The sequence below is a fragment of the Variovorax sp. OV084 genome (assembly GCF_900111625.1).
In the GTDB taxonomy this organism is placed as follows: domain Bacteria; phylum Pseudomonadota; class Gammaproteobacteria; order Burkholderiales; family Burkholderiaceae_C; genus Variovorax.
The window spans coordinates 106,370-128,088 of the sequence record NZ_FOII01000006.1; the positions used below are offsets into that span (position 1 = coordinate 106,370).

The following is a 21,719-nucleotide window of genomic DNA, read 5'->3' on the forward strand; positions in this document are numbered from 1 at the left end:
CTCACTCAAGCACCACGTTCGCCTTCTTCACCAGCGCCGCATAGCGCGCGGCCTCGCTGCGAAAGTAGCTCGCGGCCTGCTCCGGTGTCGTGGGCTTGATGACGTTGCCCTGCTTGTCCATCGCATCGCGCACTTCGGCGCTGGTGAATGCAGCGGCGACCGCGTCGTGCACGCGCTGGACATCGGCCGCCTGCATCTTCGGCGGCCCGATCACCGCGAACCAGCCTTCGACCGCGTAGTTCGGCAGCCCCTGCTCCGCGATGGTCGGGATGTCCGGCGCAGCCGGCGAACGCGTCGCGCCGCACAGGCCGATGGCGCGCAGCGCACCGCTCTTGATGTGCTGCTGCACGGCCGGCAGCGCGACCACGCCCATCTCGACCTGCCCCGCGATCATGTCGGTCACCATCGGCCCGGTGCCCTTGTAGGGAATGTGCCGCGCCTTCACGCCCGCCTCGTCCATGAACATCTCGCCGGCCAGGTGAATGATGGTGCCGTTGCCCGACGAGGCGTAGTTGTAGCCCTCGGGCTTCGCGCGCAGCAGCGCGACCAGTTCCTTCACGTTCTTCGCGGGCAGCTTCGGGTTCACCACCAGCACCAGCGGCGTCGCGCCCACCACGCTGATCGGCGTGACATCGTTGATCGCGTCGAAGGGCATCTTCTTGAACACCGCCGGGTTGATGACATGGTTGTTCGACACCATGCCCAGCGTGAGCCCGTCGGGCGCGGCCTTGACGATGGCCGCGGCGCCGGTGATGCCGCCCGCGCCCGGCAGGTTCTCGATCACCACCGGCTGGCCGAAGGCCTTGCCGAGCGCGACCGATGCAGCGCGCGCGATGGTGTCGACGCCTGAACCCGCGCTGATCGGCAGGATGAAGCGGATGGGTTTGTCGGAGCCCTGCGCAAGCGCGGGGCATGCGGCCACGGCGGCGGCGCACGCACCGAGGCCGAGCACCGCGCGGCGGTTCATCGAGGAAAGCGTCTGGGTCATGGTTTTGTCTCTCTTTATGTTCTTGAAAAGTCACTCTGCTCAGGCTACGGCCGATTCGGCGTGCAGCGCATCGACCTGCTCGCGCGCGTAGCCCAGTTCGGCCAGCAGCTCGCGCGTGTGCTCGCCCAGCGTCGGCGGATGCAGCCGCACACCGAGGCGCTCGCCACCGAGCGTGATCGGGAACAGCGTCGTCTGCGCCATTTCTCCGGCACGCTCACCGTCCGGCAGGCGAATGTCGGCCAGGCCGCCGGTGGCTTTCAGGTGCGGGTCGTCGTAGAGGTCTTCGGGCCGCGTGATCGGCGCGAAAGGCAGCCCGCTGGCCTCGAAGATCGCCGACAGCTCCGCCGCCGAGCGGCCTGCCAGGCGCTCGCGCAAGTCGGCCAGCAGCGTGGGCCGCAGGCGCACGCGGTCGTTGTTGGTGCGCAGGGCCGGGTCGGCCTTCAGGTCGTCGAAACCCAGCGCGTCGCAGAAGGTCTTCCACTGCGCGTCGCTCACGGCGGCCAGGAATATCTGCTCGCCGTTCTTCACGGTGAACACGTCGTACAGCGCCCAGGCCGAGATGCGATCGGGCATCGGCGCAGCGGCCTGCCCGGTGATCGCGTACTGCAGCATGTGCTGCCCGACCAGGAACACGTTGTTCTCGAACAATGCCGACTGCACCTCCTGCCCCTTGCCAGTCTCGGCGCGCTGCATCAGCGCGGCGATCGCGCCAATGGCGCCGAACATGCCGCCCATGATGTCGTTGACGCTGGTGCCCGCGCGCAGCGGATCACCGGGGCGGCCGGTCATGTAGGCCAGCCCACCCATCATCTGCACCACCTCGTCGAGCGCAGTGCGGTGCTCATAAGGGCCGGGCAAGAAGCCCGTGTGGTTGACGTACACGAGGCGCGGGTTGAGCTTGCCGAGCGCGGCGTAGCCCAGGCCGTACTTGTCCATGGTGCCGGGCTTGAAGTTCTGCGCCACCACGTCGGCCGTGGCGCACAGGCGCAGCGCGGCTTCCAGCCCCTGCGGGTGCCGCAGGTCGAGCGCGATGCTCTTCTTGTTGCGGTTGAACATGGGGAAGAAGCCCGCGCCCGCGCCCAGCAGGTGTCGCGTGCGGTCGCCATCGATGGGCTCGACCTTGATGACCTCCGCGCCCAGGTCCGCGAGCACCATGCCGCAGGTGGGGCCCATGACCATGTGGGTGAACTCGACCACACGGATGCCGGTGAGCGGCAGTCGCTTTTCTCCGGTCTTTGCCGCGCTCACGCCGTGACTCCCGCCGTCGCGGCAAAGGTCTTCGGAAAGCCCGCGCGCCACACCGTGCCCTGCAAGGTTTCGCCTTCGAGCCAGCTCGCCACGCGTCGGCGCAGGTCGAGCAGCTTCGGCAGATCGACGCCGGTCGCAACGCCCATGCTCTCGAGCATGAAGACGAGGTCTTCGGTGTCGACATTGCCGCTGGCGCCGGGCGCGTGCGGGCAGCCGCCGATGCCGGCCAGGCAGGCGTCGAAACGTGTGATGCCGACCTCCAGCGCGGCATACGCATTCGCGAGCCCCATGCCGCGCGTGTCATGGAAGTGGCCGCACCACAGCCGGTCGCCCGCGATGCGCAAGGCGCGCTCGAACAGGCTGCGCACCATCGCCGGATCGGCATAGCCGACTGTGTCGGCGAGGCTCACGCGGTCGGCTCCAGCGTCGAGCAGCGCCTGCATCAGCCGCAGCACTTCGTCGGGCTCGACATGGCCCTGCAGCGTGCAGCCGAAGGCCGTGCCCACGCCGCCATCGATCAGCGTCTTGGAGCCCGCCGCATCACGCGCCGCGCGCATGCGCCCGACCTCGGCCACCACCTCGTCGGGCGTCTTGCGCAGGTTGGCAAGACTGTGCGCGTGGCTGGCCGAGAGTGGCACGACCATCAGGTCGGCCTCGCCCGCAATAGCGCGTTCGGCGCCCTTGAGGTTGGGCACGAGTACCGAGGCAAAGAGCCCCGGCAGCGTCTTCGCGTACGCCAGCAGCTCGGCCGTGTCGGCCAATTGCGGCAGCAGGTGCGCCGGCACGAACGAGCCGACTTCGATCTCGCGCTGGCCGGCGGCGTGCGCGTCGCGGATCCATTCGAGCTTGCGTTCGGTGGGCAGTACGCGGGCAATGCTCTGGAGGCCATCGCGCAGGCCCACTTCGCGGACGACCGCGCGCGGCGGCAGGAAGGCGTGAATCAAGACTTTGTCTCCGTCGTGAGGGTACGGAATCGATGTTAGAAGTTCCGATTCGATCCAGAAGGTATATTTTGGAAGCCATCCGATTCCAGAACGGAACATCATGAGAGATCTCGACCTGACCACCCTGCGCCTGTTCGTCGCCGTCTGCGAAACGCGCAGCATCGCGCGCGCCGGCGAACAGGCCAGCATCGTCGGCTCGGCCATCAGCAAGCGGCTGGCCCAGCTCGAAGAAGCCGTCGGCACACCGCTGCTGCTGCGCAAGCGCCGCGGCGTGCTGCCCACGCCGGCCGGCGAAACCCTGCTGGAGCACGCCCGCGCGATGCTCGGCAGCGTGAATCGCATCGAGCGCGACATGGCCGCCTACGCCGGCGGCGCGCGCGGGCACGTACGCATCCTGGCCTCGGCCTCGGTCATGGCCGAATCGCTGGCCGAGGACGTGGCCGACTTTCTGCAAGACCCGGCGCACCGCAACATCCGCGTCGACATGGAAGAGCGCGTGAGCCCCGAGATCGTGCGCGGCATCCGCGAGGGCAGCGCTTCCATCGGCCTGTGCTGGGACGCGGCCGACCTCGAAGGCCTGGAGCGGCGCGACTACCGCACCGACCACCTCGCCATCGTCGCGCATCCCTCGCACCCGGTGGCGAAGCACGAGCACGTGCGCTTCGAGCAGGTGCTCGACCATGAATTCGTCGGCATGCCCGCGCTCAGCGCAGTGCAACTGATGCTTGCGCGCGAGGCTGCAGTGGTAGGCAAGCCGCTGGTTTACCGCGTGCTGGTGTCCAACTTCGATGCGGCGCTGCGCGTGGTGCGCGCCGGGCTGGCAATCAGCGTGGTGCCTGCGGAGGTCGCGCGGCCCTTCACCGATGCCTTCGGCCTTCGCCTGATGCCGCTTACCGATGCGTGGGCGCGGCGGCGTTTTGCGATCTGCTTCCGCAGTGAGGCGGCGCTGTCGCCGTCCGCTCAATTGCTGGTCGCGCACCTGGAGCGGCGCGCCACGGATTGACGGCCAAGCACCCAATTCGACCGAAATCCGAAACTATTCATTGCCCTGGAGCAGGTTTTTATTTCGATTCACGCAACCTACATTCGAAAGGTCAGAGCAGTCACTCCTTCACACCGCACACAGAAAGACCACCGCATGTTCCGCAGAGCCCTCCTCTCCGCCGCCGCCCTCGCCACCACCCTGAGCCTCGCCCCGCTCGCCGCGCAGGCTGCCCAGCCGCTCAAGCTCGACGTCTACAACCCCGGCACGAAGTCGATGTTTCCGGTCTCCTCGGAAATCGTCACCGGGCAGACCGAAGCCGTGCTGATCGACGCGCAGTTCCAGCGCAACGACGCCGAGGCGCTGGTGCAGAAGATCAAGGCCACGGGCAAGAAGCTCACCACGGTCTACATCAGCCACAGCGACCCCGACTACTACTTCGGCCTCGACGTGATCCAGGCCGCCTTCCCCGACGCGAAGATCGTCGCCACGCCCCAGACCGTGGCCGCCATCCAGGCCTCGAAGGACGGCAAGCTCGCGCACTGGGGACCGATCCTGAAGGACAACGCGCCCAAGGCGCTGGTCGTGCCCGAAGCACTGGCCGGCGACAGCCTCCCGCTCGAAGGCCGCAAGATCCAGGTCGTCGGCCTCGACGGCCCCACGCCCGAGCGCAGCTTCGCGTGGATTCCCTCGCTGAAGGCGGTGGTCGGCGGCATTCCAGTGTCGGCCAACATCCACGTGTGGGTGGCCGACACGCAGACGCCTGAATCGCGCCGCGACTGGATCAAGGCGCTGGGCCGCATCGAAGCGCTGCACCCGAAGACCGTGGTGCCCGGCCACTACCTGCCGAATGCCGACGGCAGCACGCCCTACTCGCTCGCCTCGGTGAAATTCACGCGAAGCTATCTGCAGGCCTTCGAAACCGAAGCCGCCAAGGCCAAGGACTCGGCTGCCCTGATCGCCGCAATGAAGAAGCGCTACCCGAAGCTGGAAGACGCCTCGTCGCTGGAACTCGGCGCCAAGGTCATCAAGGGAGAAATGAAATGGCCGCAATGAACGAAGGCGCGAATGAAGGCGCCACGCTCCACTACATCTTCGACCCGCTGTGCGGCTGGTGCTATGCCGCCGCGCCGCTGGTCGACGCGGCGCGCAGCGTGCCCGGCCTGAAGGTCGAGTTCCATGGCGGCGGCATGATGACCGGCGCCAACCGCCGCTCGATCACACCGCAGTGGCGCGAGTACGTGATGCCGCACGACCAGCGCATCGCGGAACTCACGGGCCAGCCCTTCGGTGAGGGCTACTTCGAGGGACTGCTGCGCGACACCGGCGCGACGATGGACTCCGAGCCGCCGACCACCGCCATCCTCGCGGCAGAGTCGCTGCGGGCGGGCGGCGGGCTGGACATGATCCATCGCCTGCAGCGGGCGCACTACGTCGAAGGCCAGCGCATCGCCGATGAGCAGGTGCTGAAGGCGATCGCCGCCGAACTCGGCTTCGACGCCGAAGCCTTCGCGTCGGCCTTCGAGCGCCTGTCAGGCGAATCGACCGCACGGCACTTCGCCGAAAGCCGCCAGTTCCTGCAGCGCGCTGGCGGCCAGGGCTTTCCGACCTTCGTGCTGACGCAGCCCGATGGCCGCGCCAGCCGCATCGACATCGGCCCATGGCTCGGCCGCGCGGAAGACTGGAAGGCGCGCCTGGCGGAGCTCGTCTAGCGCGCGACGCCCAACAGGCGGTCGAGCACTTCAGGCTGCGTGCGCAATGTCGCGGCCTTGTCGGTGTGCACGATGGTGCCGTGGTCGAGCACCACCGCTTCGTCGGAAATCGCGAGGATGGCCTGCGGATGCTGCTCCACGATGATCGCGGCCAGCCCCTCGTCCTGCGTGATGCGGCGGATGGCACGCAGCAGCTCTTCCACGATGATCGGCGCCAGCCCTTCGAGCGGCTCGTCGAGCAGCAGCAGTTTCGGGTTCAGCACCAGCGCACGGCCCACGGCCAGCATCTGCTGCTCGCCGCCCGAGAGCTGCGTGCCCAGGTTCGTCTTGCGCTCCGCAAGGCGCGGGAACATTTCGTAGACACGCTGCGGGCTCCACTTGCCCGGCCGCTCCACCGCGGTGAGGTTCTCGTGCACCGTCAGCGACTTGAAGATGTTGCGCTCCTGCGGCACCCAGCCGATGCCGGCTGCCGCGCGCTGATGCGGCGCGAGCTTGTGCAGCGCCTGGCCGCCCAGCGTGATGCTGCCGCCGTGCTGGCGCGTTGCGCCCGCGAGCGTGTTGATCAGCGTGGTCTTGCCCGTGCCGTTGCGGCCCAGCAGCGCCAGCGTCTGGCCTTCGCCGAGCGCGAACGCCACGTCGTGCAGCACAACGGCCTCGCCGTAGCCGGCGCTCAGGTTTTCTATTCGCAGCAGCTCAGACATGGGCGCTCTCCCCGTGGCCCAGATAGACCTCTTTCACCTTCGGATCGTTGGCGATGGTTTCGGGGTCGCCCTCGGTCAGCAGCGTGCCGTTGACCAGCACCGTCATGCGGTCGGCAAAGCTGAACACCAGGTCCATGTCGTGCTCGATCAGCAGCACCGACACGTCGGCGGGCAGCGCGGCCACGGTCTGCAGCAGTTCTTCGCGCTCGCCGGCGGGCACACCCGCCACGGGCTCGTCGAGCAGCAGCACGCGCGGCTCGCAGGCCAGCGCAATCGCAATCTCCAACAGGCGGCGCTTGCCATAGGCCAGGTGCTTCACCTGCTGCTGCGCCACATCGCCCAGGTGGAACTGTTCGAGCAGTTGCCCCGCGCGCTCGGCAATCGCCTTGCTGGCGCCGAGCGGCCGCCACCATTGCGCGCCGATGCCCTGGTGTTGCGACACGACCAGCGCCAGCGTTTCGAGCGGCGTCATCGAGTCGAAGAGCTGGTTGATCTGGAAGGTGCGCACCAGTCCGCGCGCCACGCGCTTGTGCGGCGCGAGCGTGGTGATGTCTTCGCCCAGCAGCGTGATACGGCCTTCGGTGGGCGTGAGCACGCCCGTCAGCTGGTTGATCAGCGTGGTCTTGCCCGCGCCGTTGGGGCCGATCAGCGCGTGGCGTGCACCGCGCTTGAGTTCCATCGTCACGTTGTTGGTGGCCGTGATGCCGCCGAAGCGCATCACGAGGCCGTGGGTCGAGAGCACGGTGTCGGTCATGCCGCACCGCCCTTCTTCTTGCCGCCCAAGCCGAACCATGTCCACGGCTTCAGCAGGCGGTCGCGCCCCACCAGCACCAGCAGCACCAGGATCAGGCCGATCCAGAACATCCAGTACTGCGGCGTCACGGCCGACAGCCAGGTCTGCAGCAGCTTGAACACGATGGCACCCGCCACGCCGCCATAGAGCCAGCCCACGCCGCCGATGACCAGCATCAGCAGCACGTCGGCCGAACGGTCGAAGGCCAGCACGTCGAGCGAGGCGAAGCCGGTGGTCTGCGCCAGCAGCGCGCCCGCGGCGCCGGCGATGCCCGCCGCCACGGTGTAGATCACCACGAGCCGCGACACGACCGGAATGCCGATTGCCATGGCACGCAGCCGGTTGTCGCGGATGGCCTTGAGCGTGGCGCCGAACGGCGAATGCACGAGCCGGCGCATCACGAGGAACAGCACCAGCATCACGGCCAGCGAATACCAGGCGGCCGTGCGGCCGTACAGGTCGAACTCGAACAGGCCGAGCACCGGCCCCATCACCACGCCCTGCAGGCCGTCGGCGCCGCCGGTGAGCCAGTCGAGCTTGTTGGCGAGTTCGAGCAGCAGCAGCGCGGTACCGAGCGTGACCATCAGCCGCGTGAGGTCGCTGCCGCGCAAGATCGTCACGCTCGCCACGAGGCCCAGCAATGCCGACAGCACGGTCGCGATCACCAGCCCCACGGTCGGGTCCGGCATCACGAGCTTGGCGAACAGCGCCGCGGCATACGCGCCGAAGCCGAAAAAGGCGGCATGGCCCAGCGACACGATGCCGGTATAGCCAAGAATCAGGTCGAGCGACATCGCGAACAGCGCGACGATGGCGATCTCGTTGACCAGCAGCGAGTGCGAAGGCATGACGAGCGGCAGCGCGAAGGCCATGGCCCAAGCCACGAATTCGAGCGGGTGCCATCGCGCCTTGCGCAGCAGGGCCGACTGAAACTCGGTGGTGGAAGGCGCACTCATCAACGGCCTCCCTTGCGAGTGAACAGGCCCTGGGGCCGCCACATCAGGATCATGATCATCAGCAGGTAGACGGTGAATGCACCCATCTTCGGAATGAAGTACTTGCCCGCCACGTCGGCAATGCCAAGCAGCAGTGCCGCCGCGAGCGGCCCGGTGATCGACGAGGTGCCGCCGACCGACACCACGATCAAGAAATAGATCATGTACTTCAGCGGGAATGTCGGGTCGAGGCCGAGGATCTCCGCACCCAGCGCACCGCCCAGCCCCGCGAGCCCGGAGCCCACGGCGAAGGTCAGCAGGAACACGATATTCACGTTGATGCCCAGGCCCGACGCCACGCGCGGGTCGTCGACCGCGGCGCGCAGCCGGCTGCCGAAACGCGTCTTCGAGAGAATGAGCTGCAGCACCACGGTGAGCACCGCGCACACACCGATGATGAAGAGCCGGTAGTGCCCCATGCCCAGCAGCAGCGCACCGTCGCCGATCTCGGTGCGCCCGCGCAGCCATTCGGGCAATTGCACGTTCTGCTGCGAAGAGCCCACGAAGTAGTCGATGGCCGCCACCGCCATGAAGGCAAGGCCGATGGAAAAAAGCACCTGGTCGAGATGCGGCTTGCCGTACATCGGCCGGTAGAGCGTGCGTTCGAGCAAGGCCCCGGCCAGCGCGACGACGATGAATGCGAGCGGCAGGCAGGCCAGGAAGGGCATGCCCAACTTCTGCATCGCGAACACCGTGAGGTAGCCACCCGCCATGGCGAAAGCGCCATGCGCGAGGTTGATGAAATTCATCAGGCCGAGCGTCACGGCGAGGCCTACCGCCAGCACGAAGAGCAGCATGCCGTAGGCGATGCCGTCGAAAAGAATGGTCAGCATGTCGTGTTTTTTACGAAGCTATTTCTGGGGCTGTTCGTTTCGTTCGGGGTGCGTGCTTATGCCGGCCGATCAACGACTGCTCTGAAAGATCACGCCGATGGGGTGCCTTGCGCAGCGAAATAAAGGAGGAGGCCGAAGGCCGGGGGACATTCGCGGAGCAAGGTACCCCGTCGGCGTGATCGCGCCCCCGAACAACAACGCCCCCCAGAGACAAGCCTCACTTGGCTTTACCTGGGTCCTTCACGCCTTTGATCACATCGAACTCGACGTTGTAGAGCTGCCCGTCCTTCTTCTCGACCTTGCGCAGGTACACGTCCTGCACGATGTCACGCGTCTGCGCATCGATCAGCACCGGTCCGCGCGGGCTCTCGAAGACCTGGCCCTTCATGGCAGCCAGCAGCGCTTCGCCGCCGCCCTGCCCCTTGGTGGTCTTGAGCGCTTCGTAGATCACGCGCATGCCGTCATAGCCACCCACGGCCATGAAGTTGGGGCGCATCTTGGGGTTGGCCTTCTCGAAGGCTTCGACGAACTTCTTGTTCAGCGCCGAGGGGTGCGCGGCCGAGTAGTGGTGCGAGGTGACCACGCCCAGCGCGCCGTCGCCCATGTCGTTGAGCTGGTCGTCATCCGTCACGTCACCGGTGGCGATCATCTTGATGCCGGCCTTGTCCATGCCGCGTTCGAGGAACTGCTTCATCACCGCCGCGCCCGCGCCCGAGGGCACGAAGACGAACAGCGCGTCGGGCTTCACGTCGCGCACCTTCTGCAGGAACGGCGCGAAGTCGGGGTTGCGCAGCGGCACGCGCAGCTTGTCGAGCACCTTGCCGCCGTTGAGCTGGAAGCGCTCGCTGAAGAACTTCTCGGCGTCGTTGCCCGGGCCGTAGTCGGCCACCAGCGTGACGACCGTCTTCACGCCGTTCTTAGGCGCCCAGTCGCCCATGGCCACCGACACCTGTGGCAGCGTGAAGCTCGAACGGATGATGTAGGGCGAAGCCTCGGTGATGCTCGAAGTGGCCGCAGCCATCACCACTTCGGGCGTCTTCGACTGCGTGGCAATCGGCGCCACGGCCAGCGCCAGCGGCGTGAGGCCGAAGCCGGCCAGCACGTTGACCTTGTCGTTCACCACCAGCTCCTGCGCGAGGCGCTTGGTCACGTCGGGCAGGCCGGTGTCGTCCTTGACGATCAGCTCTACCTTCTTGCCGGCCACGGTGTCTCCGTTCTGGGCCATGTACAGGCGCGCGGCGGCTTCGATCTGGCGGCCGGTGGAGGCCGACTGGCCGGTCATCGGAAGGATCAGGCCGATCTTGAACTTGTTGGCGTCCTGGGCACTGGCCAGCGACATTGAAAGCGCAAGTGCCGAGAGGGCGGCGGTCTGGATGAGATGGCGTCTTTGCATGTTTTTTCCTTTGAGGGGCGGAACGCGAATCGGGGCTATTTTCAACACTTTGCAACATCCGGCGAAGCAGGCAATCACCTAGCCGGCCATTCCCGTTGACCTTTGTTGCGCGATTGCCAAATGAACTGCGCGATCATCGCGCAAGGCGGCCTGCGGAGCGCGCGGGTCAGCTGTCGGCGCGGTAGGCGGAGTCGAGCGTGAGAGTGCCCACGGCGCGTGACACGCAGGCGCAGATGCGCGTGGTCGACTTCTTCTCGTGCTCGCTGAGGAACACGTCGCGGTGATCGATCTCGCCGTCGACGGCGATCACGTCCATGGCGCACAGGCCGCATTCGCCGCGCTTGCAGTCCGAGAGCGTCTGCACGCCGGCTGCGTCGAGGGCTTCGAGCAGCGTGCAGTCGGCCGGCACGGTGATGGCCAGGTCGTGCCGGGGAATTCGTACCTGGAATGACTGCGTGGCCAGGCGGCCGCTGCTGCCGAAGGTTTCGAAGCGCAGGTCTTCGATGGCACGGCCGGCTGCGTGCCACGCGCGCTTGACGGCTTCGAGCATCGGCACCGGGCCGCAGGTGTAGAGCTGGCCGCCGGGCGGCAGTGCCGCGATGGCGGCGGCGAAGTCGATGGGGGCCGAGCCTTCATGCGCTTCGACGCCCTCGCCCAGTGCTTCCTGCAGATGCGACAGATAGCCGAGCTCGCCCGCATGCCGCGCGCCGTACAGCATCTTCACCGGCACGCCGGTGCGCCTTGCATGTGCGCCCAGCCGCTGCGCCATCAGTACCAGCGGCGTGATGCCGATGCCGCCCGCCACCAGCAGGTAGCCGGGAGCCGAGAGGTCGAGCGGAAAGTGGTTCTGCGGCGCGCTCACTTGCAGGCGGTCGCCCACGGCCAGTCGCCACATCGCGAGCGAACCGCCACGGCCGTCGTCGAGCCGCTTGACGGCGATGCGCCAGCACTGGCCGTCGCCCTCGCCCACCAGCGAGTACGAGCGGGTCTGCACTTTGCCCTGCGCCGTCAGCACCTGCACCTGCAGGTGGGCGCCGGGCTCATGGGATTCGGCAAAGCCGCCATCGGGGCGCAGTTCGAATTCGCGCACGGTGGGCGTGACGTCGCGCAGCGCAACGACTTGCGCCTGCATCCATTGAAGATCGCTTTTCATCGGGGGAGCAACACGAAAGAGGAGAGAAAAAGAAGAAACCGATCAGCCGCGCCGGCGGATCAGCTGCACACCCGGCAGCGGGCGCTGCGCGGCGGTCGGCGTGCCGTGCAACGCATCGCGCAGGTTGCGCCGTGCGATGCGGCTGTGCTCGCGCATCAGCGCCTCGGCGCGCGAGCCTTCGCCGGACTCGATGGCGTCGAGCACCTGCACATGCTGGTCTTGCGCAATCACGAGCATGTCGCGTGCGGCCGGCGAGTTGGCCTGCACGATGACGAAGCCCGAGGGCGACGCGAACGGCAGGTTGATCACGCGCTCGAGCTGCTGCGCGATGACGGGGCTGCCCGCCATTTCGCAGAGCAGTGCGTGGAAGCGCTCGTTGTGCGTCACGTAGCGCGAGAAGGCCGCGTCGTCGAGCGCGGGCTCGCGCAGCAGCTCGTCGATGCGCTGCAGGCAGGCGCGCGCTTCGCGCAGCACCACGGGCGCCGCGCCGCGCTCGGCCGCAAGCCGGGCGACCAGCCCTTCGAGCGTGCCGCGCAGCTCGATGGCATCGGCCACGTCGCGCTCGGAGAAAGTACGCACCGCATAGCCACCGTTGGGCAACGCTTCGAGCAGTCCTTCCTGTTCGAGCCGCATCAGCGCGGTGCGCACGGGCGTGCGCGACACGCCGAGCTGCTCGGAGATGGCAACCTCGGCAATGCGCGCGCCACCGGGCAGCTCGCCCGCGAGGATCATCTCGCGCAGCCGCAGCTGCGCCTTCACGGCCTGCGAACTGCCGCTGTCGCCGGGCTCGGCGGCGGTGGAAACGGCAGCGACCTTCACGCGGCTTCCTTCTGGGCGGGCCGGATCGGGATCGCGGCGCGCGCGGGCTTTTCCTTTTCGATCATCCGGTCGATCAGGCGTCGCGCCCACATCGAGCCGGCGTCGATGTTGAGGTTGTAGAACTTGTGATCGGGGTGGTCGTCCATCGCCCTCTGCTGCGCTTCGAGCACCAGCTCGTCTTCACGGAAGATGCCGGCGACGCCCTCGCGCAGCTCGTGCGTGAGGCGCTGCTCACCGAGGCAGTAGTTGCGCGCGAAGGCCCAGAAGTAGAGGCAGGTCTTGTCGGTCTCGGGCGTGATGGTGTTGAGCACGTAGCCGTTGACGCCCTTGCTGCGGTCGCCGGGGTTGCTGCCCTGGGGCACCGCGCCGCTGCCCGCCTCGGCCACGCCGACGTCGATGTTCACGGTGCACGGGCCTTCGAAACGGATGATCTGCCAGCGGTCGACCTTGCCGGTGTAGCCGCGTGCGTGGCGGATCTGGTTGCCCCAGAACGGCGGCGGGTCGATGTCTTCCATCCACCGCGTGACGGTGGCCGAGCGGTCGCCGTGCGTGGCCACGAAAGGCGCCTCTGCCACTTCGCGATTGCCGATGGACGAGCCGTGCACGAAGGTCTCGTGCGTCAAGTCCATGAGGTTGTCGACCACGAGGCGGTAGTCGCAGTTGACGCGGATCATCTTGCCGTCGCCGGCCCAGGCCGGGTCGTCGTTCCAGTGCATGTCGGGCACCAGCGCCGGGTCGGCCTTGGCCGGATCGCCTGGCCAGATCCACACGAAGCGATGCTTCTCGACCACCGGAAAGCTGCGCACGCATGCCGAGGGGTTCAGCGTTTCCTGGCTCGGCATGTGAGTGCAGCGGCCCTGGCTGTTGTAGACGAGGCCGTGGTAGCCGCAGACCAGTTCGTCGCCTTCGAGGCGGCCCAGCGACAGCGGCATCAACCGGTGCCAGCAGGCGTCTTCGAGCACGGCCACCTGGCCGTCGGTGCGGCGGAACAGCACCACTTTCTGGTTGCAGATCGTGCGCGGCAGCAGCGCGTGACGCACTTCGACGTCGTAGGCGGCGGCATACCAGGCGTTCAGAGGAAAGGCGGTCGTGGGCGTTTTCATGAATACTCAATGTATACAGAAAACCTGAAATTTCCAGTATTTTGAAGCATTTCGAGGGTAAACACTGAGATATCTGTATACAGACATCGGCATTTCGAAGGCGATACGATGTTCCGCTCGTTCCCCAAATCACGACGGAGTCATCCATGTCACAGCACGCCGCCCTGCCTGCCCGCTACGACCACGTGGGCAGTTTCCTGCGCCCCAAATACCTGCTCGATGCCCGCGAACAGAAAGCCAAGGGCGAGATCACGCCCGAACAGCTTCGCCTCGTCGAAGACAAGGCCATCACCGAGATCGTCCGCTTCCAGGAAGACATCGGCCTGAAGAGCATCACCGACGGCGAGTTCCGCCGCACCTACTTCCACATCGACTTCCTTGACCAGCTCGGCGGCGTGAAGACCGACATCCCGGTCACCATCCGCAAGCCCGACGGCACTGAAGAGCTCGCTCCGCCCGCGATGCGCGTGCTCGACAAGGTGCGCCACGTCAAGGACATCCAACTCGCCGACTTCCAGTACCTCAAGAGCCAGGTTTCGGCGGGCCGCACGCCCAAGGTGACGATCCCCTCGCCGACCATGCTGCACTTCCGCGGCGGCCGCGCCGGCATCAGCAAGGAGGCGTACCCCGAGCTCGACCCGGCGTTCTACGACGACGTGGCCAAGGCCTACGGCGACGAGCTGCGCTCGCTGGCCGCCGCCGGCTGCACCTACGTGCAGATGGACGACACCAACCTCGCCTACCTTTGCGACGAGCACATGCGCGAAGCCGCCCGCAAGCGCGGCGACGACCCGAACGAACTGCCGCACCGCTATGCCGCCTTCATCAACAAGGTGGTGGCGCAGAAACCGCCGGGCATGCTGCTGGCCATGCACCTGTGCCGCGGCAACTTCAAGAGCACGCACGCCGCGGCCGGCAACTACGAGCCCGTGGCCGAGGCGCTGCTCAAGGAGATGGACCTCGACGCCTACTTCATGGAATACGACGACGCCCGCTCGGGCGACTTCAAGCCGCTGCGCTATCTGCCCAAGGGCAAGACCGTGGTGCTCGGCCTCGTGACCACGAAGTTCGGCGAGATGGAAGACAAGGACGAGCTCAAGCGCCGCATCGAGGACGCTGCCAAGTACGCCTCGCTCGACCAGCTCGCGCTGTCGCCGCAGTGCGGCTTCTCCAGCACCGTGCACGGCAACAACATCGCGGTGGAAGCGCAGCGCAACAAGCTGCGCCTGGTGGTCGAGACCGCGCAGGAGGTCTGGGGCTCGACCTGACGCGCCGTTTCTGGTGAAGTCGGGGGCATGACGACTCACATCTACTCAGGCCCCCTCAGCATGTTCGGCGCCAAGGTCGAGATCGCGGCACGCGAAAAAGGCGTGCCCTTCGAACTGGTCATGGTGCCCTTCACCAAGGACGATGCCTACGAGCCCAAGCACCCCGAGGTGCTTCGGGTCAACCCCGTCAAGCAGCAGGTGCCCGTGCTGGTCGACGACGAGGTCTCGCTGTTCGACTCGACGCAGATCTTCGAGTACCTCGAAGACCGCTATCCCAGCCTTGCGCTGTGGCCTGAAGGCATTGCCGAACGGGCCCGCGCGCGGCAGCTGGAGCAGAAGTCCGACGAGGTCTTCTTCCCGAACGTCATCAAGCTCTTCGGCCTGCAGCACGACATGCAGAGCGCCGCGGCAGTCACGGCCTGCGCCGGCTGCGCGCGCTTCTACGAAAAGATGGAAGGCCTGCTGGCCACACGCGAGTACCTGGCCGGCCCCTACTCCTTCGCCGACATCGCCTTCTACATGGCCTATGTGTTCGCCGACCGCAAGGGCGCCGGCATGACCGACGCCACGCCACGCCTGCTGGCCTGGCGCACGCGCGTAGGCGACCGGCCCGCTGTGCGTGCGGTGGTCGATCCGATGATGCGGTTCCTGGCCTCTGAAGGGCGCGGCGTGCCGGCCTTCCTGCAACGCTGAGGCATCATCGGTCCATGCCGACCAAAGAGTTCGACTGGCTGCCCTCTCCTTCGCAGCATTTCCTCGTCGTCACTTTCGCGCTGCTGGTCTACGTGCTGACCACGCGTGCGCGCCGCGAGCAGCGCGCCCCCACCACGGCCATCGCCTGGGTCATGGGGCTGGTGCTGATGCCCTACTTCATCCTGCCGATGTACCTGCTGTTCGGCCAGCGCAAGCTGCGTCCGGCGGGGTCGCCCAGGCCGCCGCGCTCGGTGCCGCCGGGCCACTGGGCTGCCGACCTGATCGAGAGCTTCGGCCTCGCGCCGCCGGGGCGCTGCGCGATCCGCATGCATGCCGACGGCGAGGCCGCGCGCGATGCGCTGTGGCAGGTGATCGACGGCGCGCGCGAGCGCATCGACGTGTGCACCTTCATCATCGGCGACGACCCGCTCGGCCACGCGGTGATCGACCGGCTCGCGAAGCGGGCGCGCGAGGGCATCAAGGTGCGGGTGCTGCTCGACGGCTTCGGCGCGCTGTCGCTGCCGCGCCATCACTTCGACCGGCTGCGTGTGGCGGGCGGCGAGGTGGCCGTGTTCCGCCCCTTCTTCAGCCTGCGCCGCATCGGCCCGCGCAACCTGCGCAACCACCGCAAGTTCACCATCGCCGACGACGGCTGGCTCTGGTCGGGCGGGCGCAACCTCGCGGGCGAATACTTCACCGGCAACGACAAGCACCCCGAGGCCTGGCGCGACCTGTCGTTCGACCTGCATGGCAGCGTGGCCGCGGCGGCAGCGCGCCAGTTCGACCACGACTGGGCCTCGGTGCGCAGCCGCAAGGCCCGCGCCATCACCGCCGACGACGTGCCCCCGGGCCCGGGCACGGCCATGGCGCAGTTCCTGCCGAGCGGCCCCGACCAGACCGAGGACACGGCGCATGCACTACTGATCGACGCATGCTTTCGCGCCGAGCACCGCGTGCTCGCGATCACGCCCTACTTCGTGCCCGGCGACGGCCTGCGCGATGCACTGCGGCTGGCCGCGCGGCGCGGCGTGCAGGTGACCATCGCGATGCCCGCGCAGTCGAACCATCGCCTCGCCGACTTCGTGCGTGCACGCGCCATGCGCGATCTGGCGCGCGCGGGCGTGAGCTTCAGCATGCTGCCGTTCATGGCGCATGCCAAGGCCGTGGTGGTGGACGACGAACTCGCCATGTGCGGCTCGATCAACCTCGACCTGCGCAGCCTGCTGCTGAACCACGAGGCGGCCGTCGTGTTCTACGGCCATGAAGACATCGAATGGTTGGCCGAGTGGATCGAGACCACCGCCTCGGCCGGCGAGCCCTATCGTGCGCGACGCCCGGGGCTGATGCGCGACGTGGCCGAGGGGCTGCTGCTCACCGTCGCTTTCCAGCTTTAGGCGCTGCGGACGGCTCGGCCGCCTTGGCTTCCTTCGCCACGGCATCGAGCCCCGCGAGCACATAGCGCACAACTTCTTCGGCCAGGGCCTGCGTGTCCTTCAGGGCCGGAAGCACCTTGCTGCTCAGGTCCTTGGGCGCCACCGTCATCACCAGGCACGGCAGCACCGTCAGCAGCAGGCTGCGCTGCACCGATGGATGGTCGTCGGGCAAGCCCATGATCTCCCCGACGATGCCGCGCATCAGCCTGGCCTTGGGCAGCACAGCCCGCTGTATCAGCGCCGGCATGGCAGGCGACGGCGACAGCGCCTCGCGCAACACCACGCGGAACCCCCACGGCGCCTTCGGCTGGGCGCTCATCTCGACCATGTGCGTGAGAAAGGCGCGCAGCTTCAGGCGCGGATCGGTCGACTCCAATGACAGCGCCATCAGCTCGTCGAGGCTCACCAGCTGCTTGTGCGCTTCGACCAGCACCGCCTCGTAGAGCCCGTCGCGGCCGCCGAAGTGGTAGTTGATGGCGGCCATGTTGGTGCCGGCGCGGGTGCAGATTTCCTTGCTGGTGCTTTCTGCGAAGCCTTGCGCCGCGAACAGCCGGCCGGCGGTTTCGAGGATGTGCAGGCGCGTGGTGTTGCCGTCGGTACGCGGAGTGCGGGTTGCCATGCCCCGAGGCTAACCCAAACAAAAGAATACTTCAAATTCAAATTTCAATTTGATAACATCGCACCGACTTCCGGGTAGCAGCCTCGTCAGGACACACACGCCATGAACAAGAAGCCCCTCATTGCCATCGCCGCCGTGGCCATCGTCGCGGCGGTGGGCGGCTGGTGGTACACGCACCGATCCGCCACGCCCTCCGACCAGCTCGTGCTGTACGGCAACGTCGACCTGCGCCAGGTCTCGCTGGCCTTCAACGCCAACGATCGCGTGGCCGAACTGACGGTGCGCGAGGGCGACCGCGTGCGCGCCGGGCAGGTGCTCGGCCGGCTCGACACCCGCTCGCTGGTGCTGCGCGTCGCGCAGTCGCAGGCGCGCATCGGCGTGCAGGAACAGGCCCTGCTGCGCCTGAAGACCGGCAGCCGCCCCGAAGAAGTGGCACAGGCCAATGCCCAGGTGGCCGGCGCGCAGGCCGATGCCGATCTCGCACAGCAGCAGCTCACGCGCCTGCAGGCCATCGGCGCCAGCACGGCCGGCCGCGCCGTGAGCCAGCAGGACCTCGACAGCGCACAGGCCAGGCGCAAAGTGGCGCTGGCGCAGCTCGACAACGCCCGCAAGGCACAGCAGCTGGTCATCACCGGCCCGCGCAAGGAAGACATCGGCCAGGCGATTGCCCAGCTCGAATCGGCCCGCGCCGAGCTCGAGCTCATGAACCACCAGCTCACCGAGGCCGAGCTCAAGGCGCCCATCGACGCCGTCGTGCGCGCCCGCCTGCTGGAGCCCGGCGACATGGCCTCGCCGCAGCGCCCGGCCTTCACGCTCGCCATCACCGATCCCAAGTGGGTGCGCGCCTATGTGGCCGAGCCCGACCTCGGCCGCGTGCGCGCCGGGCAGGACGCCCGCGTGAGCACCGACAGCCAGCCCGGCGAAGCCATCGCCGGCAAGGTCGGCTACATCTCGTCGGTGGCCGAGTTCACGCCCAAGACCGTGCAGACGGAGGAACTGCGCAGTAGCCTCGTCTACGAGATCCGCGTGATGGTCGATGACCCGCAAGACCGGCTGCGGCTCGGCATGCCGGCCACTGTGCGGCTCCAACTGTCGCCCGCCACCGGCAAGACCTGATGCCGATCACCGGGCCGGCCGTGGCCGGACGCTCGCTGCACAAGCGCTTTCTGCTGAAAGCGTCGAAAGAACCCGTGCTCGCGCTCGACGACGTATCGCTCGAAGTGCCCGCCGGCACGCTCACCGCCCTGGTCGGTCCCGACGGCGCCGGCAAGACCACGCTGCTGCGCCTCATGGCCGGCCTGATGCGCGCCGACGCGGGCGAGCTGCACGTGCTCGGCATCGACGTATCGGCCGATCCGCAGGCCGTGCAGGACCGCATCAGCTACATGCCGCAGCGCTTCGGCCTCTACGACGACCTGAGCGTGCAGGAGAACCTCGACCTCTACGCCGACCTGCACGGCGTGCCCCGCGACAAGCGGCGCGAACGCTATGCGCGGCTGATGGAAATGACCGACCTGGGCCGCTTCACCGATCGCCCGGCCGGCAAGCTCTCGGGCGGCATGAAGCAGAAGCTGGGCCTGGCCTGCACGCTGGTGCGCTCGCCCGACCTGCTGCTGCTCGACGAGCCGACCGTGGGCGTGGACCCGCTCTCGCGCCGCGAGCTGTGGCAGATCGTGCAGCAGCTGGTAGACGACGAAAAGCTCTCGGTCATCGTCAGCACCGCCTACCTCGACGAGGCCGAGCGCTGCAGCCATGTGTTCGTGCTGCATGGCGGCAAGCTGCTGGCGCAGGGTGCGCCCAGCGAACTGCGCGACCGGGCACACGGCCTCTGCTTCATCGCGACACCGCCCGACGGCGAGCCTCCACGGTTGCTGCAGGCCCGCCTGCTCGACGCGCGGCAGGAGATCATCGATGCGGTGCCGCAAGGTGGCGAGGTGCGCTTCATTCGCCGCAGCGAGACAGACGATGCGCGGCTCGATGCATTGCTCGAAGGCGTGCGCACCGAGCCGGTCGCGCCGCGCCTCGAAGACGGCTTCATGACGCTGCTGCGTGCGCAGCCATCGCCCAACGCCGACGCCACCCCGGCCACCAGCATGGCCACTTCGCAACCGAACACAGGCCAGCCCGGCGAAGTGGTCATCGAAGTCAAGGACCTCGTACGCCGCTTCGGCGGCTTCGTGGCGGTGGCCAGCACCAGCTTCTCGGTGCGGCGCGGCGAGATCTTCGGCCTGCTCGGCCCCAACGGTGCGGGCAAGACCACCACCTTCCGCATGCTCTGCGGCCTGCTGCCCGCCAGCGGCGGCCAGCTGCGCGTGGCCGGCGTCGATCTGCGGCATGCCCGCGCGCAGGCGCGCCAGCGCATCGGGTATGTCTCGCAGAAGTTCGCGCTCTACGGCAACCTCACTGTGCGCGAGAACCTCTCGTTCTTCGGCGGCGCCTACGGCCTGCGCGGCGCGAAGCTGCGCGAGCGCATGGACACGGTGCTGCGCCAGTTCGACCTGGCCCACTCGCTCGACGTACCCAGCGGTCAGTTGCCCGGCGGCTACAAGCAGCGCCTGGCCATGGCCACGGGCCTGTTGCACGAGCCCGAGATCCTGTTCCTCGACGAGCCCACCAGCGGTGCCGACCCGCTCGCGCGCCGCGAGTTCTGGCGGCGCATCACGGCGCTGGCCGAAGGCGGCACCACAGTCGTCATCACCACGCATTTCATGGAAGAAGCGGAGTACTGCGACCGCATCGTGATCCAGGACGCGGGCAAGGTGCTGGCCATCGGCACGCCGCAGGAAGTGCGCGCGCAGGCGCTGGGCGGTGAGGAAGACAGCGGCAGGCGCATCGACATGGAACAGGCCTTCATCGGCATCGTCGAGAAGGCACGGCAAGAAACAAAGACAGAGGTGACGGCATGAGCGGCTTCCGGTCCCGCCTGATCTCCCTCACGCGCAAGGAATTCCGCCAGCTGCTGCGCGACCGCAGCAACCTGGCCATCGGCATCCTGCTGCCGATGGTGCTGATCCTGATCTTCGGCTACGGCATGTCGCTCGACGTGAAGAACGCACCCGTGGCGGTGGTCATGGAAGACGCATCGCCAACCGCGCACGAGGCCATCGCCGGCCTGCAGCTCTCGCCCACCATCGCGCCGGTGCTGCTGGGCTCAATGCACGACGCCGAAGAGCTGATGCGCGAACGCAAGGTCGACGGAATCGTGCGCGTGCCTTCCGATTTCTCGCGCTCGCTGGCTGCCGGCAATGCGCGCGTGCAGCTCATCGTGCACGGCTCCGACGCGGGGCGCGCGAGCATCATCCAGGCGTACGTGACAGGCGCCCTCGCGCAATCGGCAATCCGGCAGATGGACAGGAGCGGCAACGCCTCCGGCGCCGACGCCCCGCTCGTCGGCAGCGTCACGGTGGAGCAGCGCATGTGGTTCAACGCCGCGAACACCAGCACCTGGTATCTGGTGCCGGGACTCATCGTGCTCATCATGACGCTGGTCGGCGCCTTTCTCACCGCACTGGTGATGGCGCGCGAGTGGGAGCGTGGCACGCTGGAGGCGCTGTTCGTCACGCCCGTGCGGCCGGTCGAGATTCTGCTGGCCAAGATCATTCCGTACTTCGCGGTCGGCATGCTGGGCCTTGCGCTGTGCCTGCTCTCGGCGCGCTACCTGTTCGCGGTGCCCATGTACGGCTCGCTGGTCGTGGTGGTGTTCAGCTCGATGCTGTACCTGATCGTGGCGGTGAGCCTGGGCCTGGTGATCTCGTCGGTCACGCGCAACCAGTTTCTCGCGAGCCAGGTGGCGCTGATCGCGACCTTCATGCCCTCGATGATGTTGTCGGGCTTCCTGTTCGACCTGCGCAACGTGCCCACCGCCGTGTGGGTGATCGGCCACCTGCTGCCGGCCACCTACTTCATGGACCTCATCAAGACGCTGTTTCTCGCGGGCGACGTCTGGCCGCTGATCTGGCGCAACTGCGCGATCCTGATGGCGTATGCGGTAGGCCTGTTGCTGGTGGCGCGTGCGGTGACGCGCAAGAGCCTCGACTGAAAG

General features: G+C 67.5%; 20 protein-coding genes and 1 pseudogene. 9 read left to right on the forward strand and 12 right to left on the reverse strand.

Annotated elements, in window-relative coordinates; translation table 11 throughout:
- Window position 1 precedes the first annotated feature (1 nt).
- Genes BMW87_RS17785 through BMW87_RS17795 form a run of 3 tightly spaced genes read right to left on the reverse strand, consistent with a single transcriptional unit; the run spans window position 2 to window position 3,180 of the window.
- Window positions 2-988: a tripartite tricarboxylate transporter substrate binding protein gene (locus BMW87_RS17785; RefSeq protein WP_093077731.1), complete on the reverse strand. Its 987-nt coding sequence runs from the start codon at window positions 986-988 to the stop codon at window positions 2-4.
- 39 nt (window positions 989-1,027) lie between these two features.
- Entirely contained in the window at window positions 1,028-2,236 is a 1,209-nt protein-coding gene (locus BMW87_RS17790) for a CaiB/BaiF CoA transferase family protein (RefSeq protein ID WP_093077733.1), read from the reverse strand.
- On the reverse strand, window positions 2,233-3,180 hold the full coding sequence (locus BMW87_RS17795) for a hydroxymethylglutaryl-CoA lyase (protein WP_093077735.1): 948 nt from the start codon (window positions 3,178-3,180) through the stop codon (window positions 2,233-2,235). Before BMW87_RS17795 ends, BMW87_RS17790 begins: the two co-directional genes overlap by 4 nt.
- A 100-nt stretch (window positions 3,181-3,280) precedes the next feature.
- Between BMW87_RS17795 and BMW87_RS17800 the strand changes: the two genes are divergently transcribed.
- From BMW87_RS17800 to BMW87_RS17810, 3 genes and pseudogenes are all read left to right on the forward strand, one after another.
- The gene (locus tag BMW87_RS17800; protein WP_093077736.1) at window positions 3,281-4,183 is read left to right on the forward strand and encodes a LysR family transcriptional regulator; all 903 of its coding nucleotides are present in this window, start codon (window positions 3,281-3,283) and stop codon (window positions 4,181-4,183) included.
- Between the two features lie 135 nt (window positions 4,184-4,318).
- Window positions 4,319-5,212 (forward strand): annotated as a pseudogene (locus BMW87_RS17805) (MBL fold metallo-hydrolase); the annotation flags it as partial.
- Window positions 5,206-5,874 carry a DsbA family protein gene (locus BMW87_RS17810; protein ID WP_093077740.1) on the forward strand — a complete coding sequence of 223 codons (669 nt, stop codon included), beginning with the start codon at window positions 5,206-5,208 and terminating at the stop codon, window positions 5,872-5,874. The pseudogene BMW87_RS17805 and the gene BMW87_RS17810, both read left to right, overlap by 7 nt.
- Here the strand turns inward: BMW87_RS17810 and BMW87_RS17815 are convergent.
- From BMW87_RS17815 to BMW87_RS17850, 8 genes are all read right to left on the reverse strand, one after another.
- Window positions 5,871-6,575, reverse strand: coding sequence for an ABC transporter ATP-binding protein (locus tag BMW87_RS17815; RefSeq protein ID WP_093077741.1), 705 nt, complete (start codon window positions 6,573-6,575; stop codon window positions 5,871-5,873). The genes BMW87_RS17810 and BMW87_RS17815 overlap by 4 nt on opposite strands.
- A complete protein-coding gene (locus BMW87_RS17820) occupies window positions 6,568-7,329 on the reverse strand; it encodes an ABC transporter ATP-binding protein (RefSeq protein ID WP_093051289.1) in 762 nt (253 codons plus the stop codon). The genes BMW87_RS17815 and BMW87_RS17820 overlap by 8 nt, the downstream gene beginning before the upstream one ends.
- Complete coding sequence (locus BMW87_RS17825) at window positions 7,326-8,324, reverse strand: branched-chain amino acid ABC transporter permease (protein WP_093077742.1); 999 nt, start codon at window positions 8,322-8,324, stop codon at window positions 7,326-7,328. Before BMW87_RS17825 ends, BMW87_RS17820 begins: the two co-directional genes overlap by 4 nt.
- Window positions 8,324-9,196: a branched-chain amino acid ABC transporter permease gene (locus tag BMW87_RS17830; protein WP_093077743.1), complete on the reverse strand. Its 873-nt coding sequence runs from the start codon at window positions 9,194-9,196 to the stop codon at window positions 8,324-8,326. The genes BMW87_RS17825 and BMW87_RS17830 overlap by 1 nt, the downstream gene beginning before the upstream one ends.
- 217 nt (window positions 9,197-9,413) lie before the next feature.
- Window positions 9,414-10,589 carry an ABC transporter substrate-binding protein gene (locus BMW87_RS17835; protein WP_093077744.1) on the reverse strand — a complete coding sequence of 392 codons (1,176 nt, stop codon included), beginning with the start codon at window positions 10,587-10,589 and terminating at the stop codon, window positions 9,414-9,416.
- Window positions 10,590-10,755: 166 nt separating this feature from the next.
- A complete protein-coding gene (locus BMW87_RS17840) occupies window positions 10,756-11,742 on the reverse strand; it encodes a PDR/VanB family oxidoreductase (protein WP_093077745.1) in 987 nt (328 codons plus the stop codon).
- 42 nt (window positions 11,743-11,784) lie between these two features.
- Window positions 11,785-12,561, reverse strand: a complete 777-nt coding sequence (locus BMW87_RS17845; RefSeq protein WP_093077746.1) for a GntR family transcriptional regulator — start codon at window positions 12,559-12,561, stop codon at window positions 11,785-11,787.
- Window positions 12,558-13,664: an aromatic ring-hydroxylating dioxygenase subunit alpha gene (locus BMW87_RS17850; RefSeq protein ID WP_093051309.1), complete on the reverse strand. Its 1,107-nt coding sequence runs from the start codon at window positions 13,662-13,664 to the stop codon at window positions 12,558-12,560. The genes BMW87_RS17845 and BMW87_RS17850 overlap by 4 nt, the downstream gene beginning before the upstream one ends.
- Before the next feature lie 146 nt (window positions 13,665-13,810).
- Here BMW87_RS17850 and BMW87_RS17855 point away from each other — a divergent pair, with 146 nt between their 5' ends.
- From BMW87_RS17855 to BMW87_RS17865, 3 genes are read left to right on the forward strand one after another with little or no spacing between them, the layout of a single operon-like run.
- On the forward strand, window positions 13,811-14,932 hold the full coding sequence (locus BMW87_RS17855; RefSeq protein WP_093077747.1) for a 5-methyltetrahydropteroyltriglutamate--homocysteine S-methyltransferase: 1,122 nt from the start codon (window positions 13,811-13,813) through the stop codon (window positions 14,930-14,932).
- Between the two features lie 27 nt (window positions 14,933-14,959).
- Entirely contained in the window at window positions 14,960-15,625 is a 666-nt protein-coding gene (locus BMW87_RS17860) for a glutathione S-transferase family protein (protein WP_093077748.1), read from the forward strand.
- A gap of 14 nt (window positions 15,626-15,639) precedes the next feature.
- Window positions 15,640-17,019: a phospholipase D-like domain-containing protein gene (locus BMW87_RS17865; protein WP_093051318.1), complete on the forward strand. Its 1,380-nt coding sequence runs from the start codon at window positions 15,640-15,642 to the stop codon at window positions 17,017-17,019.
- Here the strand turns inward: BMW87_RS17865 and BMW87_RS17870 are convergent.
- A complete protein-coding gene (locus tag BMW87_RS17870; protein WP_093077749.1) occupies window positions 16,997-17,677 on the reverse strand; it encodes a TetR/AcrR family transcriptional regulator in 681 nt (226 codons plus the stop codon). The two genes, BMW87_RS17865 and BMW87_RS17870, sit on opposite strands and share 23 nt — an antisense overlap.
- A gap of 102 nt (window positions 17,678-17,779) precedes the next feature.
- Between BMW87_RS17870 and BMW87_RS17875 the strand changes: the two genes are divergently transcribed.
- Genes BMW87_RS17875 through BMW87_RS17885 form a run of 3 tightly spaced genes read left to right on the forward strand, consistent with a single transcriptional unit; the run spans window position 17,780 to window position 21,716 of the window.
- Window positions 17,780-18,793, forward strand: coding sequence for an HlyD family secretion protein (locus tag BMW87_RS17875; protein ID WP_093077750.1), 1,014 nt, complete (start codon window positions 17,780-17,782; stop codon window positions 18,791-18,793).
- Window positions 18,793-20,583, forward strand: a complete 1,791-nt coding sequence (locus BMW87_RS17880) for an ATP-binding cassette domain-containing protein (protein WP_093077751.1) — start codon at window positions 18,793-18,795, stop codon at window positions 20,581-20,583. Before BMW87_RS17875 ends, BMW87_RS17880 begins: the two co-directional genes overlap by 1 nt.
- A complete protein-coding gene (locus BMW87_RS17885) occupies window positions 20,580-21,716 on the forward strand; it encodes an ABC transporter permease (RefSeq protein WP_093077752.1) in 1,137 nt (378 codons plus the stop codon). Before BMW87_RS17880 ends, BMW87_RS17885 begins: the two co-directional genes overlap by 4 nt.
- The last annotated feature ends 3 nt before the right edge of the window (window positions 21,717-21,719 follow it).

Coding starts and splice junctions, on each gene's coding strand:
- BMW87_RS17785 (WP_093077731.1), bottom strand. CDS start 988: ATGACCCAGACGCTTTCCTCGATGAACCGCCGCGCGGTGCTCGGCCTC.
- BMW87_RS17800 (WP_093077736.1), top strand. CDS start 3,281: ATGAGAGATCTCGACCTGACCACCCTGCGCCTGTTCGTCGCCGTCTGC.
- BMW87_RS17810 (WP_093077740.1), top strand. CDS start 5,206: ATGGCCGCAATGAACGAAGGCGCGAATGAAGGCGCCACGCTCCACTAC.
- BMW87_RS17815 (WP_093077741.1), bottom strand. CDS start 6,575: ATGTCTGAGCTGCTGCGAATAGAAAACCTGAGCGCCGGCTACGGCGAG.
- BMW87_RS17820 (WP_093051289.1), bottom strand. CDS start 7,329: ATGACCGACACCGTGCTCTCGACCCACGGCCTCGTGATGCGCTTCGGC.
- BMW87_RS17825 (WP_093077742.1), bottom strand. CDS start 8,324: ATGAGTGCGCCTTCCACCACCGAGTTTCAGTCGGCCCTGCTGCGCAAG.
- BMW87_RS17830 (WP_093077743.1), bottom strand. CDS start 9,196: ATGCTGACCATTCTTTTCGACGGCATCGCCTACGGCATGCTGCTCTTC.
- BMW87_RS17835 (WP_093077744.1), bottom strand. CDS start 10,589: ATGCAAAGACGCCATCTCATCCAGACCGCCGCCCTCTCGGCACTTGCG.
- BMW87_RS17840 (WP_093077745.1), bottom strand. CDS start 11,742: ATGAAAAGCGATCTTCAATGGATGCAGGCGCAAGTCGTTGCGCTGCGC.
- BMW87_RS17850 (WP_093051309.1), bottom strand. CDS start 13,664: ATGAAAACGCCCACGACCGCCTTTCCTCTGAACGCCTGGTATGCCGCC.
- BMW87_RS17855 (WP_093077747.1), top strand. CDS start 13,811: ATGTCACAGCACGCCGCCCTGCCTGCCCGCTACGACCACGTGGGCAGT.
- BMW87_RS17860 (WP_093077748.1), top strand. CDS start 14,960: ATGACGACTCACATCTACTCAGGCCCCCTCAGCATGTTCGGCGCCAAG.
- BMW87_RS17865 (WP_093051318.1), top strand. CDS start 15,640: ATGCCGACCAAAGAGTTCGACTGGCTGCCCTCTCCTTCGCAGCATTTC.
- BMW87_RS17870 (WP_093077749.1), bottom strand. CDS start 17,677: ATGGCAACCCGCACTCCGCGTACCGACGGCAACACCACGCGCCTGCAC.
- BMW87_RS17875 (WP_093077750.1), top strand. CDS start 17,780: ATGAACAAGAAGCCCCTCATTGCCATCGCCGCCGTGGCCATCGTCGCG.
- BMW87_RS17880 (WP_093077751.1), top strand. CDS start 18,793: ATGCCGATCACCGGGCCGGCCGTGGCCGGACGCTCGCTGCACAAGCGC.
- BMW87_RS17885 (WP_093077752.1), top strand. CDS start 20,580: ATGAGCGGCTTCCGGTCCCGCCTGATCTCCCTCACGCGCAAGGAATTC.